The sequence below is a fragment of the Methylobacterium sp. WL120 genome, assembly GCF_008039465.1.
GTDB lineage: Bacteria > Pseudomonadota > Alphaproteobacteria > Rhizobiales > Beijerinckiaceae > Methylobacterium > Methylobacterium cerastii.
In genome coordinates, this window is the sequence record NZ_VRUT01000047.1 from 17,886 (window position 1) to 30,387 (window position 12,502).

Consider the following 12,502-nt stretch of genomic DNA (forward strand, 5'->3'; position numbering starts at 1 on the left):
GTCGCGGCCACGGCACGACGGAACCCCAGCCATGTCCGAACCCGGATCGAGCGTCGCCGTCGTCGTCGTGGCGGCCGGTCGCGGCATCCGCATCGGCGGCGGGATGCCCAAGCAATACCGCCGCGTCGGCGGGCAGGCGGTCCTCACCCGCACCCTCGACGCCCTCGGGGGCGATCCCGTCATCGACCGCATCCAGGTGGTCATCGCGGCCGACGCGGCGGCGTTCTTCGAGACCTGCCGCGCCGAGCTGTCGCCCGCCGTCGCCGACAAGCTGCTGCCGCCGGTCGAGGGCGGCGCGACGCGGCAGGATTCGGTCCGGGCCGGCCTCGAGGCCCTCGCCGCGGCCGGGGCCCCGGACGTGGTCCTCGTCCACGACGCGGCCCGGCCCTTCGTCGATTCCGAGCTGATCGCGCGCGCGGTCGCCGCCGGCCGCGACCACGGCGCCGCGGTGCCGGGAGTGGCAGTCGCCGACACGATCAAGCTCGTCGAGGACCGTGACGGCATCGGGCGCGTGCGCGAGACCCCGGCCCGCGAGAATCTGCGCGCGGTGCAGACGCCGCAGGCCTTCGCCTTCGGCCTGCTGCGCGCTGCGCACCGGGCCGCGGCCGAAGAAGGCCTCCACGCCTTCACCGACGACGGGGCGCTGGCCGAATGGGCCGGGCACGCCGTCGTGGTGTTCGCCGGCAACCTGCGCAACCGCAAGATCACCCAACCCGCCGACCTGATCGAGGCCGACCGGGCCTTCGCCGGCCCGTCCGCCACGGGCTCGGGCGCGGAGACCGCCAAGGACATTGCCATGACCACCTACGTGACCCGCCTCGGCACCGGCTTCGACGTGCACGCCTTCACCGAGGGCGACCACGTCTGGCTCGGCGGCGTGAAGATCCCGGCCGACCGCGGCGTGCTCGCCCATTCCGACGGCGACGTCGCCCTCCATGCGCTCACCGACGCCCTGCTCGGCGCCATCGCCGACGGCGACATCGGCACGCATTTTCCGCCCTCCGACGAGCAGTGGCGCGGTGCCTCCTCGGACCGGTTCCTCGCCCACGCCTGCACGCTGGTCCGCGCACGCGGGGGCCGCATCGACCACCTCGACATCACGGTGCTGGCGGAAGCCCCCCGCATCGGCGCCCACCGCGAGGCGATCCGCGCGCGCATCGCCGAGATCTGCGCCGTGCCGCTCACCGCGGTGTCGATCAAGGCGACGACGACGGAGAAGCTCGGCTTCGTCGGCCGCGCGGAAGGCCTCGCCGCCCAGGCCGCCGCCACGGTGCGGCTGCCGGAGGACGCGGAGGCCGACCCCGTCGACGCCCAGGCCGAGACGGCCATGCGCCAGGGCTGACGGCCTCGGACCGGCACCGCCGGACTTCCTCATCCCGATGATCCGGTGCAGGATCCGGAAATGACGGAACTTCTCGAACAGGGGGTCGCCGCGGCCCGGGGCTTGGCCCCTGACCGGCAGTACGACATCGCCCGCATGGTCCTGAGGATCGCCGAGGAGGCGCGACGGCCGGCCGCCCTGACCGCCGAGGACGAAGCGTCGTTCGCGATCTCCCGCGCCCAGTCCGCCCGCGCCCAGTCCGCCCGCGCCCAGTCCGCCCGCGGCGAGTTCGCCACCGACGACGTGGTGCGGGCGGTCTGGGCGAAGCACGGCTTGTGAAGCTTCGCTTCACGCCTGCGGCCCTCGCGGAACTTGACGATACGCTAAGCTACGTCCGCCCGCGCTCGCCGCACGGGGCGGATCGGGTCCAGGCCCGGTTGCACGCCACGTTGGACCTGTTGTTGCTTTATCCCGAGTCTGAACGCGGCACGCGCCTGCCCGGGCTGCGGCGGATCGCAGCCAACCCGTATCCCTACGTCGTCTTCTACGACGTCTCGCGCGATGCCATCGTCGCCATCGCGATCCGCGACGCCGCCCGCGATCCCGATTCGATGCCGGACGGCGAGGAGACCTGAGCGATGTTCGACGACTCCCTCCTGGCCCGCGCCACGGCTCTGGTCGCGGCCTACGCCAAGGCCGGCACCCGAATCGCGACGGCGGAATCCTGCACCGGAGGCCTCGTCGCCGGCCTGCTGACCGCGGTGCCCGGCTCGTCGGCGGTGGTCGAGCGCGGCTTCGTCACCTACTCGAACGAGGCGAAATCCGAGGCGATCGGGGTGCCCGCCGAACTCATCGAGGCGCATGGGGCGGTCAGCGAGGCCGTCGCCCGCGCGATGGCGGACGGCGCGCTCGCGACCTCGCGGGCCGACGTGGCGGTGGCGATCACCGGGATCGCAGGGCCCGGCGGCGGAAGCGCGGCCAAGCCCGTCGGCCTCGTGCATTTCGGCCTGGCGACAAGAGGTGGCGTACACCACCTGGAGCGGCGCTACGGCGACCTCGGCCGCGCCGAAATCCGACGCCGCGCTGTGCTGGACGCGCTGGACCTACTGGAATCGGCGCTCTGAAGCTGAGCCGCGCGGTTCAGCGACGAGACGAGCTGGACCAACCCTCGCGGAAGCGACGCGCCCCAAACCGCCTGAACCGCCCTCAGGCGGTGCCGTAGACCCGGTCTGCTCGGCTCTCGAAGGCGTCGGTGAACTTGCGGAAGGCGCGGTCGAACATCGTGCCCATCAGCAGGCCGAGGGCGAAGCTCTTGAATTCGTAGGTGATGAAGAAGTCGACGTCGCAGCCGCCGTCGCGGCCGGGCTTGAACGCCCAGCGGTTCTCGAGGTGCCGGAACGGGCCGTCGATGTACTCGGCGGTGATCTTGAGGTCCGCGGGGGCGAGGCCGACGCGGGTGGTGAAGCGCTCGCGGATCGCCTTGTAGCCGACGCCCATCTCGGCCACGAGCACCTCTGTCCCCTCCCCGGTTCCAGGCTGGCGCCGCAGCACGCGCAGCGATTCGCACAGCGGCAGGAACTCGGGGTAGTGCTCCACGTCGGCGACGAGGTCGTACATCTGCTGGGGCGAGTGACGCACCCAGCGGGTGATCCGGAAGGACGGCATCGACGGCTCAGGTTGTGAAGGGGGCGGAGGCGAGGGCTCCCGCGGGCATCAGCGCGCCGCCCCGCTGCGCGGTTCCCTCCAACGAGGCCCGCTCGATCGCCGCAGCCGACTCCGCCGGCACGCCGAACCGCGCGTTGCGGGCGGCCCGCAGCTTCGAAAAATCCTCGCCGGCATGGTGCGACGAGCGGGTCAGCGGCGTCGCCGAGACCAGCAGGAAGCCCTTGGCGTAGGCGGTGGTCTCGAAGGCCTTGAACTCGTCGGGCGGCACGAAGCGGATCACCTCGTGGTGCTTCTTGGTCGGCTGCAGGTACTGGCCGATGGTGAGGAAGTCGACGTCGGCCGAGCGCAGGTCGTCCATCAGCTGCACGACCTCGTTCCGCTCCTCGCCGAGGCCGACCATGATGCCGGATTTGGTGAAGATCGACGCGTCGAGCTCCTTCACCCGCTGGAGCAGGCGCACCGAGTGGAAGTAGCGGGCGCCGGGTCGGACCGTGAGGTAGTTGCCGGGCACCGTCTCGAGGTTGTGGTTGAACACGTCGGGCCGCGCCGCGACCACGGTCTCCAGCGCGCCGTCCTTGCGCAGGAAGTCCGGCGTCAGGATCTCGATCGTGGTGCCGGGGCTGAGCCGGCGGATCGCCGCGATGGTGCGGGCGAAGTGCTCGGCCCCGCCGTCGGCGAGGTCGTCGCGGTCGACGGAGGTGATGACGACGTGGTGCAGGCCGAGCTTGGCCACCGAGTCGCCGATCTTCTCCGGCTCGTCGGCGTCGAGGGCGCCCGGCAGGCCGGTGCGCACGTTGCAGAAGGCGCAGGCCCGCGTGCAGGTGTCGCCCATGATCATGAAGGTGGCGTGCCTCTTCTCCCAGCATTCGCCGATGTTAGGGCAGCCGGCCTCCTCGCAGACCGTCACGAGGCCGTGCTCGCGCACGATCGCGCGGGTCTCGGCCCAGGCGGGGGACCCCGGCGCCTTCACGCGGATCCAGTCCGGCTTGCGCAGCTGCACCGGCTGGTCCGGCCGGTGCGCCTTCTCCGGGTGGCGGATGCGGGGCGCGAGCGGCGGCCGCGGATCGTTCTTCAGCAGATCGAGGACGGTCGCCATGCCACACCGCGTGCGAGGCACCCGCGGCGCGGGCATCGGGAGAGAGTTTCGACTTAAGGCGTCCGGACCCATGCCGCAAACCGCCGCGACCGCAGGTCGCCCACGAACCCGAGACAGGGCTTGCGGATTCGTCACGGCGGACTGGTCCGCGCGATCGGCCGCAACCGGCCGCTGGAACCCGGCGGGACCGATCCGGTTCCCTCGGTTTCCAGCCGTACGCGGCCCGCATCGAAGGACGATCGCTTGACCCGGATCCTGCGCCTCGCGCTCGCCGCGCCCCTGTCGCTCGCGCTCGGCGCACACTTTGCGCTCGGCGCCTCTGTCGCCCTCGCCGCCCCCGGCCCGGAGGACAAGCCGGCGCAGAGCGACGGGCTGGTGGTGCCGGGCACCGGGCCGGGCACCAGCGCGGGCGGCGGCCCCTCCGACGTCGGGATCAAGCGCGCCGGATCGAAGGCGGATGCCGAGGGCCGCAACAAGCTCGTGCCCGCCGGCTTCCTCACCACCGACGTGATCGGCATCAAGGTCTCGGACAACGCCGGCAACGCGCTCGGCACCGTCGTCGACCTGGTGATGGAGGACGGGCGCACTTTGACGGCGGTGGTGCTCGACATCGGCGGCTTCCTCGGCGTCGGCACGCGCTACGTCGCGGTGCAGCCGGCCGCCCTGATCCTGTCGCCGGGCGGCGACCGCTACGCCGCCACGCTGGACATGAGCAAGGAACAGCTCGGGGCCGCGCCGGATTTCAAGTACAGCAAGTACAAGCCCCAAAACTGACCCCTCGTCAGGTGGTTGCGGTCGGTTCCGGAGCTTATGAGCCGGCCAATCCCGGCCCTGCTCGGGCGCCGAAATCCGCCTTCAAGAATGTCGCTTACGGTCAAGCTTGGCTATGACGCCGTCCACGGGATTTTCGGTGGGAACGGTGATGGTCGAGGCCTTGCGGAAGGCGATCCGGTTGCGCGCGACGCGGCGCTCGCGCGACCTGCGGATCGGCACCAGCGGCTGCGCCCGCACGCCGCCGGCCGGCATCGCCGACCGCGCCGCGCCCTCCGCCCACAGCCTCACGGCCCGCGAGCTGATCGCGATGGCGCAGGCCGCGCGCCGGACGCGAAGCCCGGAGACGCGAGAGGGCTGAGGTGTCTTAGAGCATGTTCGGTGATCTCTGGATCACCGGACATGCTCTATCTTGTTGTGTGGTCGCATTTTCCTCACGCGAGCCGGCATCCACCTCGCTGAAAAATGCTCTAGCCGCCGCCCGGGGCAGCGCCGAGGCCCGCCACCTGGCAGATGTCGCGGGCGGGTTCGGCCAGCACCGTCTGGGCGGCAGCGACTTCAGGTTGCGCGGGCGCCGACACGGCGAGGGTCTGGGCGGCGTGGATCGCCTCGGCCGGGATTGTCTCGGCAAAGGCCATCGCCGTCGGTACCGGCGGCGGCGTCTGGCTCAGGCTGCCGGCCTTGCGCTTCTCGTAGAAGGCGTTGCCGCCCGCCACCGCCACGTAGTGCATGTTGTCGTAGGGGTATTTCCGGCCTGCGGTGTGGAAGTACATCGCCCGGCCGACCTTGGGATGGCGTTCGCCGGCCAGGATCGCGTCCGCCGCGTCGGCGACCTTCGACAGATCCTTCTCCGCCATCGGCTTCGTCAGCACGCCGGCCGCGAATTGCCGTGGCTGGCCGACCACCGAGCAGATGCCGCCGTTCGGGAAGGCGGCGTTCTCCAGGCGGTTCATCACCACCGTCCCGACCGCGAGAAGGCCCTCGGGGTCGCTGCGGTTCGATTCGAAGTACATCGCGCGGCCGAGGCAGTCGCGCTCCGCGTCCGACACCACCATCGGCTTGCCGTGCGTCGCGCCGGTGACGAGGGCGGTGTTCGCGCTGGTGTTGCAGGCGCCGAGGCTCGGTCCGAGCAGCAGGACCGACAGGGCCGGCACCGTCCATCTCGCCCGAACACCCTGCATGCCGTCCCGCCTCCCAGCCCGTCGCCCCGCCGATGCGACGCGTTCCGGCCAAGCTCTGTCCGAAAGGCGCGGATTTTGTGGCGCCCGAATTGTTTGGCGTTGTGGTGAACCGACGGTTGCATCAGCGCAGCTGGGCTTGCGCCTTCAGCATCGCCATGGCGGTCTCGCGGAACGCGGCGGTGGGCACGGCGACGGACGGGGTGCGCCCCTCCTCCGGGTTGCCCGCCACGAGCACGCCGACCACCACGGGGCGTCCGCCTTCGACCTGCAGCAGCGCCGAGCCGGATTCGCCGGGCACCGCGCGGCAATCGTGCAGCAGCAGGGACGCCGGCCCAGGGTTTCGCCACGCGCTGCAATGCCCCTGCGCGGTCATGAGTTGCGGCTTCAGCCGGCTGTAGCCCGCCCGGCGGATCCCGCGGCGGATCGCGGCCGGGTCGGCGTCGGGGGCTGCATCCTCCAGCGTCAGCGGCGTACCGGGGATCGGCTCGACGAGCTCCACGAGGGCCCAGTCGGCCTGCATGTTCGGTTGCGCGGTGCCGTAGGCGTAGTCGTCCGCCTTGCGGTAGGCGGCGGCCAGGCTGTGGGCGCGGTAGGCACCCTGGCGATAGCCGGCCACGAAGTGGATCACGCCGGGGTTGACCCAGCGCTTGCGCGGTTCGTCCCACAGGCAGTGGGCGGCGGTGAGCGCGAGGCGCGGCCCGATCAGGGTCGCGGTGCAGGATTGCAGGCGGTTGGTGCCGAGCACCACGTTGAGCTTGCCGATCGCGCTGTAGGGCCAGGCCTCCGCATCGAAGGCCATGTCCTCAGCGCGCGCGGCGCCGGCCCACAGGCCCGCGCAGAAAAGGACGAGGGCGCGCACCGGCCTCAACCCGCCACGTGGCGGGCGAACGACGCGAGATCGATGTTGCCGCCGCTGATCACCACGCCGACGCGCTTGCCCCGCACGTCGCGGCGGCCGTGCATCACCGCCGCGGCCGCGAGGCAGCCGGTCGGCTCGACGACGAGCTTCATGCGCTCGGCGAAGAAGCGCATCGTGGCGACGAGCTCGTCGTCCGTCACCGTGACGATGTCGGCGACGCGCTCCTGAATGATCGGGAAGGTCATCGATCCGAGGAAGGTGGTCTGCGCGCCGTCGGCGATGGTGCGCGGCACCGGGATCGTCACGATCCGCCCCGCGCGGAACGATTGCTGCCCGTCGTCGCCGGCCTCCGGCTCGACGCCGATCACCGTGCAGCCCGGCGCCAGCTCGGCGGCGACCAGCGCGCAGCCCGACAGCATGCCGCCGCCGCCGAGGCAGACGACGAGCATGTCGAGCGGCCCGGTCTCTTCGATCAACTCGAGGGCCAGCGTCCCCTGGCCGGCGATCACGTCCGGATGGTCGTAGGGCGGGATCAGGGTTAGGCCACGCGCCTCCGCCAACGTCCGCCCGAGGGCGACGCGATCCTGGGTGTAGCGGTCGTAGCGCACCACCTCGGCGTCGTAGCCCTGGGTCGCCGCGACCTTCATCGCCGGCGCGTCCTCCGGCATCACGATGGTGGCCGGCACGTTCAGGATGCGGCTCGCCAGGGCGATCGCCTGGGCGTGGTTGCCCGAGGAATAGGCGATGACGCCGCGCGCCCGCGCGTCGTCGTCGAGCGCCGCGATCGCGTTGTAGGCGCCGCGGAACTTGAAGGCGCCGGCCCGCTGCAGGTTCTCCGCCTTGAAGAACAGGCTCGCCCCGGTGCGTTCGTCGGCGGTGCGCGAGGTCAGCACCGGGGTGCGGTGCGCCACGCCGGCGATGCGCTCGGCGGCGCGCGCCACGTCGGCGAAGGTCGGCAGGCGCTGGGTCGCATCGGTCATCGGCGGCTCGCTGGGGCGCCCGCACCGCTCGCGCCCCGGGCGCGACCCTTCGGCGAGGGAGCCTCGGCCGCATCCTATACGCGCTGCCGGGCGGCTCCGGCACCCTCGGCGCAACCGGAGCCAATCGGCCGCTCGGCTCTTATCTCCCGGTCAGGCCGGTTGGTTGGGCTTGGTGGCTTGCGAAACAGGGATTCACGGGACCATGCGGACAGGTACGAAGATCGGGCTCGGGGCGCTTGCGGTCCTTCTCCTCGGCGGTGCGGCCTTCGTGCGGTTCGCGGTCTATCCCGAGAGCGCGTCGCTCCAGCTCGCCGACGGCCAGGGGGCGAGCCCGACCCTGCCCGCTCCGAACGCCACGCCGCTGCCCACCGTCAACATCGCGCCGGCCGCGGGTTGGGCGAAGGGTGCGAAGCCCGTGCCTGCCTCCGGCCTGTCGGTCGCCGCCTTCGCCGAGGGGCTCGACCACCCGCGCTGGCTCTACACGCTGCCGAACGGCGACGTGCTGGTTGCCGAGAGCAACACGCCGCCCTCCGACGGGAAATTCCCCGGCGTGAAGGCCTGGATCGCCGGGAAGATCATGGATCGGGCGGGCGCGGGGGTGAAGAGCCCGGACCGGATCACGCTGCTGCGCGACGCCGACGGGGACGGCGTCGCCGAGGTGAAGACGGTCTACCTCAAGAACCTGACCTCGCCGTTCGGCATGGCGCTCGTCGGCAACGATCTCTACGTCGCCAACGCCGACGCCCTGGTGCGGGTGCCCTACGAGGCGGGCAAGACCGAGAACGCCGCGACTCCGGAGAAGGTCGTCGACCTGCCGGCCGGGATCAACCACCACTGGACCAAGAACGTCGTCGCGAGCCCCGACGGCACCCGCCTGTTCGTCACCGTCGGCTCGAACAGCAACGTCGCCGAGAACGGGCTCGAGGCTGAGAAGGGCCGCGCCGCGATCTGGGAATACACTCTCGCAACCAAGGCCTTCCGCGAATTCGCCACCGGCCTGCGCAACCCGAACGGCCTCGGCTTTGAGCCCAAGACCGGCACGCTCTGGGCCGCCGTGAACGAGCGCGACGAGATCGGCAGCGACCTCGTGCCGGACTACGTCACCTCGGTGAAGGAGGGGGGATTCTACGGCTGGCCCTACAGCTATTACGGCCAGCACGTCGACGACCGCGTCAGCCCCCAGCGGCCGGATCTCGTCGCCAAGGCGATCGTGCCGGACTACGCGCTGGGCCCCCACACCGCCTCCCTCGGCATCGTTTTCTCGCAGGGCGCGAACCTGCCGCCGGCGTGGACGAGCGGCCTGTTCGTCGCCCAGCACGGTTCGTGGAACCGGCGGCCGAAGAGCGGCTACAAGGTGATCTACGTTCCGTTCGCCGACGGCCGCCCCGCGGGCAAGCCAATCGACGTGCTCGCCGGCTTCCTTGACGCCGACGAGAAGGCGCAGGGGCGCCCGGTGGACGTGGCCTTCGACAAGACCGGGGCGCTGCTCGTCTCGGACGACGTCGGCAACGCGGTCTGGCGCGTGACGGGGGCGGCAGCCTCACAGTGAGGGCTCGCGGTCAAATGTCCGCGTACGGCTGAAGTCGAGCGTGGAGATGATGCTGCCGCGGCCCTGACTGAGGCTGTCCCCAGCGCCTTCGGCGGCGCTGGGAACCGTTGCATTGGTGGCTGGCTTCCGGGATTGGGTCGGTGAATAACTTATGCCGCATCCGTTCATCCTGCACACAGACAGGGTATGCGATGTGCGATCACGGCCTCCGTCGCTGGAAAAACGAGCTTCCGTGAAGATCGCCCTCATCGCCCACCTGAAGTTCCCCATCGCGCAGCCGTATCCGGGCGGTCTGGAGATGCACACGCATCTCCTCGCCGGCGCCCTGAAGCGACGCGGCCACGACGTGACGCTGTTCGCGTCGGAAGGCTCTGATCCGGCACTTGCGCCGGTCTACGTCTGCCAGCCCACCGGCGACGGCCTCGGCGATCCATTGCGGCATGCTTCGATCGACCGCGCCGAGAACGCGGCCTATGCGCGGATCATGGACGCGGTGCGCAACGGCGACTTCGACATCGTGCACAACAACAGTCTTCATGATTGGCCGCTGCGCCGAAGCCGCGACCTCGCGATCCCGATGGTGACGGCCCTGCACACGCCGCCATTCGAATCCCTGGAGGCGGGCGTGCGCGCCGCGCCCGTTACGATGCCCTTCGCCGCCGTCTCGAACCACACCGCCGACGCCTGGCGCGAGATCGTCGCCGAGCCGGTGGTGATCGGCAACGGCGTCGAGCTTTCTGTCTTCGTCTACCGCCCGGTGCCGGACCCGGTGCCGCACGTGTTCTGGTCCGGCCGGATCGTGCCCGAGAAGGGCCTCCACCTGGCGATCGATGCCGCACGCGCCGCCGGCCTGCCGCTGCATTTCGCCGGCCCGCGCCCGAACCCCGCCTACTGGGCCGACTGGATCGCCCCGCGGCTCGGGGACGACCTCACCGATCTCGGCCATCTCGGCCATGCCGACCTCGCGCGCCACCTCGGCGGGGCGCGGGCGGCTTTGGTGACCCCGCGCTGGGAGGAGCCGTTCGGCCTCGTGGTCGCCGAGGCGCTGGCCTGCGGCACCCCGGTCGCCGGCTTCCGCCGCGGCGCGCTGCCCGACATCCTCGACGCGTCGTGCGGCGCGCTCGCCGAGCCCGACGACGTCGCGAGCCTGTCCGACGCCATCGTCCGCGCCGTCGCCCTCGACCGCCGGGCCTGCCGCCAGCGGGCCGAGGACCTATTCGACGCCGACGCGATGACCGCCGGCTACGAGGCGCTGTACGAGGCGGCGCTCGCCGCCCACGACCTTTCGCGCCTTCCGCCGCCGCGCCTGCGCCGCGTCGCCGGGGCCCAGGCCTGACCATGCGCCCGTCCGAACAGGCGGTCGTCTGCGTGCCCGCCCGCGACGAGGAGGTGTGCCTGCCGCGCCTCCTGCGCTCGCTCGCCGCCCAGGACGGCATCGCGGCCGACGTGCGCCTTCGCGTCCTGATCGTGGCCAACAACTGCACCGACGGCACCGTCGCCGCCGTGCGCGCGATGCAGGCCGCCGACATCGCACCCACGCTCGCGATCCGGGTCGTCGAGGCGCAGCTGTCGGGGGCCGAGGCCCATGTCGGGACCGCCCGGCGGATGGCGCTGGATGCCGGCGCCGCCTGGCTCGAAGCCGACGGATGCCCCGACGGGATCCTGCTCACCACCGATGCCGACGCGCGGGTGCCGCGCGGCTGGCTCGCGGCCAACCTTCGGGCGCTCGAAGGGGCCGAGATCGTCGGCGGCCGCCTCGTGATCGACCCGGAGGACGCGGTCGACCCGGCGCTCGCCGACCTGCACGCCCGGATCGAGCGCTACTGGGCCTCCGTTCGCCGGATCGAGGACGCGCTCGATCCGCCGCTGCACGATCCGGCCCCCCGGCACGGCGACCACACCGGTGCCAGCTTGGCGCTTCGCGCCGCGCTCTACCGGAGCGTCGGCGGCCTGCCGGCCCTGCCGCGCGGCGAGGACAACGCCCTCGTCGCCCGCGTCCGCGAGGCCGGCGGCCGCCTGCGCCACTGCCCCGACGTGTCGGTGATGGTCTCCGACCGCGCCGCCGGCCGGGCCCAGGGCGGCATGGCCACCGAGATGATGCGCCGCGCCGCGACCGCCCGCGCCGGCCTGCCCTACCGCCTCCCCGCGCCGCGCCATTGGGAAACGGTGATCGCCCGCCGTGCCGCCCTCCGGCGCACCTGGCTCGGCCTGGAGGGCACGGCGCGCCACGCGGCCCTTGCAGCGTTCGGCCTGACCGTGGCGGACCTCGCGGCCATCGATCCCGACGCCTGCGTCAACGACATCGCCTTCGTCGAGCGGGCGAGCCCGCTTTGCGAGGCCGCCGACGGGCCTGCCCCGGAGATGGATCTCGACGACGCGCTTGCGGGCTTCGACGCGATCCTGCGCCCGGGCGCGGCGGCGTGACGCGACCAGTCGGCTACTACGTCCACCATCAGGGCGCCGGCCACTGGCAACGGGCCTGCCTGATCGCCCGCGAGATGAAGCGGCCGTGCACGCTGATCGGCACCCTGGCCGCATTCGATCGCGGCGGCGCGCCCGGGGCAACGCTCGACCTGCCCGACGACCGCCTGCCGGAGGGCGGGTTCGACGGGCGCGACGGCGCGGAGATGCGCCCGGAAGCGTTCCACTACGCGCCCCTCGGTCTGCCGGGCCTGCGCGACCGGATGGCGGCGATCGCGGCCTGGATCGCGGAAGCCGACCCGGTTCTGCTGGTGGTGGACGTCTCGGTCGAGGTCGCGCTGTTCGCGCGGCTGCTGTCGGTACCGGTGCTGATGGTCCGGCTTGCCGGCACCCGCGACGACCGGCCCCATCTCGAGGCCTTTCGCAGCGCCGAGTGCCTGATCGCTCCGTTCCCGCGAGGGCTCGACGGCGCGGCCCTCCCTGCCTGGGTCCGCGACAAGACGCATTACGCGGGCTTTCTCGGCGCGACCGCCCGCCCCGGCCCCGGGCCGGAGCCCGACGGCCCGATCGTCGTGGTGTTCGGCCGCGGCGGCGCGGGCGGAACCGTGGCGGCGCTCGCCGCCGCGGCGGGGGCGGGGGCCCGCCTCGGTGGCGCCCGG

13 protein-coding genes and 2 pseudogenes are annotated in these 12,502 nt (G+C 72.2%); 10 read left to right on the forward strand and 5 right to left on the reverse strand.

Annotated elements, in window-relative coordinates; translation table 11 throughout:
• Positions 1–31: 31 nt before the first annotated feature.
• The 4 genes from FV229_RS11155 to FV229_RS11170 are packed head-to-tail and all read left to right on the forward strand — an operon-like array spanning position 32 to position 2,445.
• Positions 32–1,342 (forward strand): bifunctional 2-C-methyl-D-erythritol 4-phosphate cytidylyltransferase/2-C-methyl-D-erythritol 2,4-cyclodiphosphate synthase, encoded by a 1,311-nt coding sequence (locus FV229_RS11155; protein WP_147752038.1) that lies wholly within the window; start codon positions 32–34, stop codon positions 1,340–1,342.
• A 60-nt stretch (positions 1,343–1,402) separates the two neighbouring features.
• Positions 1,403–1,660, forward strand: a complete 258-nt coding sequence (locus FV229_RS11160; RefSeq protein ID WP_147752039.1) for a hypothetical protein — start codon at positions 1,403–1,405, stop codon at positions 1,658–1,660.
• A complete protein-coding gene (locus tag FV229_RS11165) occupies positions 1,657–1,956 on the forward strand; it encodes a type II toxin-antitoxin system RelE/ParE family toxin (RefSeq protein WP_246688145.1) in 300 nt (99 codons plus the stop codon). The genes FV229_RS11160 and FV229_RS11165 overlap by 4 nt, the downstream gene beginning before the upstream one ends.
• A 3-nt stretch (positions 1,957–1,959) precedes the next feature.
• Positions 1,960–2,445, forward strand: a complete 486-nt coding sequence (locus FV229_RS11170; protein ID WP_147752041.1) for a nicotinamide-nucleotide amidohydrolase family protein — start codon at positions 1,960–1,962, stop codon at positions 2,443–2,445.
• A gap of 82 nt (positions 2,446–2,527) precedes the next feature.
• Here the strand turns inward: FV229_RS11170 and FV229_RS11175 are convergent, their stop codons facing one another.
• Positions 2,528–2,986, reverse strand: a complete 459-nt coding sequence (locus FV229_RS11175; protein WP_147752042.1) for a type II toxin-antitoxin system RatA family toxin — start codon at positions 2,984–2,986, stop codon at positions 2,528–2,530.
• 136 nt (positions 2,987–3,122) lie between these two features.
• Positions 3,123–4,082: pseudogene (lipA, locus tag FV229_RS11180) on the reverse strand (lipoyl synthase); the annotation flags it as partial.
• Positions 4,083–4,325: 243 nt separating this feature from the next.
• On the opposite strand from lipA, the gene FV229_RS11185 reads away from it, so the two are divergent.
• Together FV229_RS11185 and FV229_RS11190 are read left to right on the forward strand one after the other, a co-directional pair.
• A complete protein-coding gene (locus FV229_RS11185) occupies positions 4,326–4,856 on the forward strand; it encodes a PRC-barrel domain-containing protein (RefSeq protein ID WP_187273667.1) in 531 nt (176 codons plus the stop codon).
• Positions 4,857–5,004: 148 nt separating this feature from the next.
• On the forward strand, positions 5,005–5,214 hold the full coding sequence (locus tag FV229_RS11190; RefSeq protein WP_147752045.1) for a hypothetical protein: 210 nt from the start codon (positions 5,005–5,007) through the stop codon (positions 5,212–5,214).
• A gap of 109 nt (positions 5,215–5,323) precedes the next feature.
• Here the strand turns inward: FV229_RS11190 and FV229_RS11195 are convergent, their stop codons facing one another.
• The 3 genes from FV229_RS11195 to FV229_RS11205 form a co-directional block, all read right to left on the reverse strand.
• On the reverse strand, positions 5,324–6,007 hold the full coding sequence (locus tag FV229_RS11195; RefSeq protein WP_246688146.1) for a cell wall hydrolase: 684 nt from the start codon (positions 6,005–6,007) through the stop codon (positions 5,324–5,326).
• Between the two features lie 148 nt (positions 6,008–6,155).
• A complete protein-coding gene (locus FV229_RS11200) occupies positions 6,156–6,893 on the reverse strand; it encodes a trypsin-like peptidase domain-containing protein (protein ID WP_147752047.1) in 738 nt (245 codons plus the stop codon).
• A 5-nt stretch (positions 6,894–6,898) separates the two neighbouring features.
• Positions 6,899–7,873, reverse strand: a complete 975-nt coding sequence (locus FV229_RS11205; protein WP_147752048.1) for a threo-3-hydroxy-L-aspartate ammonia-lyase — start codon at positions 7,871–7,873, stop codon at positions 6,899–6,901.
• A 202-nt stretch (positions 7,874–8,075) separates the two neighbouring features.
• On the opposite strand from FV229_RS11205, the gene FV229_RS11210 reads away from it, so the two are divergent.
• The 4 genes and pseudogenes from FV229_RS11210 to FV229_RS11225 all read left to right on the forward strand — a co-directional run.
• Positions 8,076–9,422, forward strand: a complete 1,347-nt coding sequence (locus FV229_RS11210; RefSeq protein WP_147752049.1) for a sorbosone dehydrogenase family protein — start codon at positions 8,076–8,078, stop codon at positions 9,420–9,422.
• 232 nt (positions 9,423–9,654) lie between these two features.
• Positions 9,655–10,758, forward strand: a complete 1,104-nt coding sequence (locus tag FV229_RS11215) for a glycosyltransferase family 4 protein (RefSeq protein ID WP_147752050.1) — start codon at positions 9,655–9,657, stop codon at positions 10,756–10,758.
• A 2-nt stretch (positions 10,759–10,760) separates the two neighbouring features.
• Entirely contained in the window at positions 10,761–11,846 is a 1,086-nt protein-coding gene (locus FV229_RS11220; RefSeq protein WP_147752051.1) for a glycosyltransferase, read from the forward strand.
• Positions 11,843–12,502, forward strand: a pseudogene (locus FV229_RS11225) (glycosyltransferase); the annotation flags it as partial. The gene FV229_RS11220 and the pseudogene FV229_RS11225, both read left to right, overlap by 4 nt.

What these genes read in the sequence shown, in the direction of transcription:
- FV229_RS11155 (WP_147752038.1), top strand. Translation starts at nt 32, where the DNA reads ATGTCCGAACCCGGATCGAGCGTCGCCGTCGTCGTCGTGGCGGCCGGT.
- FV229_RS11160 (WP_147752039.1), top strand. Translation starts at nt 1,403, where the DNA reads ATGACGGAACTTCTCGAACAGGGGGTCGCCGCGGCCCGGGGCTTGGCC.
- FV229_RS11170 (WP_147752041.1), top strand. Translation starts at nt 1,960, where the DNA reads ATGTTCGACGACTCCCTCCTGGCCCGCGCCACGGCTCTGGTCGCGGCC.
- FV229_RS11175 (WP_147752042.1), bottom strand. Translation starts at nt 2,986, where the DNA reads ATGCCGTCCTTCCGGATCACCCGCTGGGTGCGTCACTCGCCCCAGCAG.
- FV229_RS11190 (WP_147752045.1), top strand. Translation starts at nt 5,005, where the DNA reads ATGGTCGAGGCCTTGCGGAAGGCGATCCGGTTGCGCGCGACGCGGCGC.
- FV229_RS11205 (WP_147752048.1), bottom strand. Translation starts at nt 7,873, where the DNA reads ATGACCGATGCGACCCAGCGCCTGCCGACCTTCGCCGACGTGGCGCGC.
- FV229_RS11210 (WP_147752049.1), top strand. Translation starts at nt 8,076, where the DNA reads ATGCGGACAGGTACGAAGATCGGGCTCGGGGCGCTTGCGGTCCTTCTC.
- FV229_RS11220 (WP_147752051.1), top strand. Translation starts at nt 10,761, where the DNA reads ATGCGCCCGTCCGAACAGGCGGTCGTCTGCGTGCCCGCCCGCGACGAG.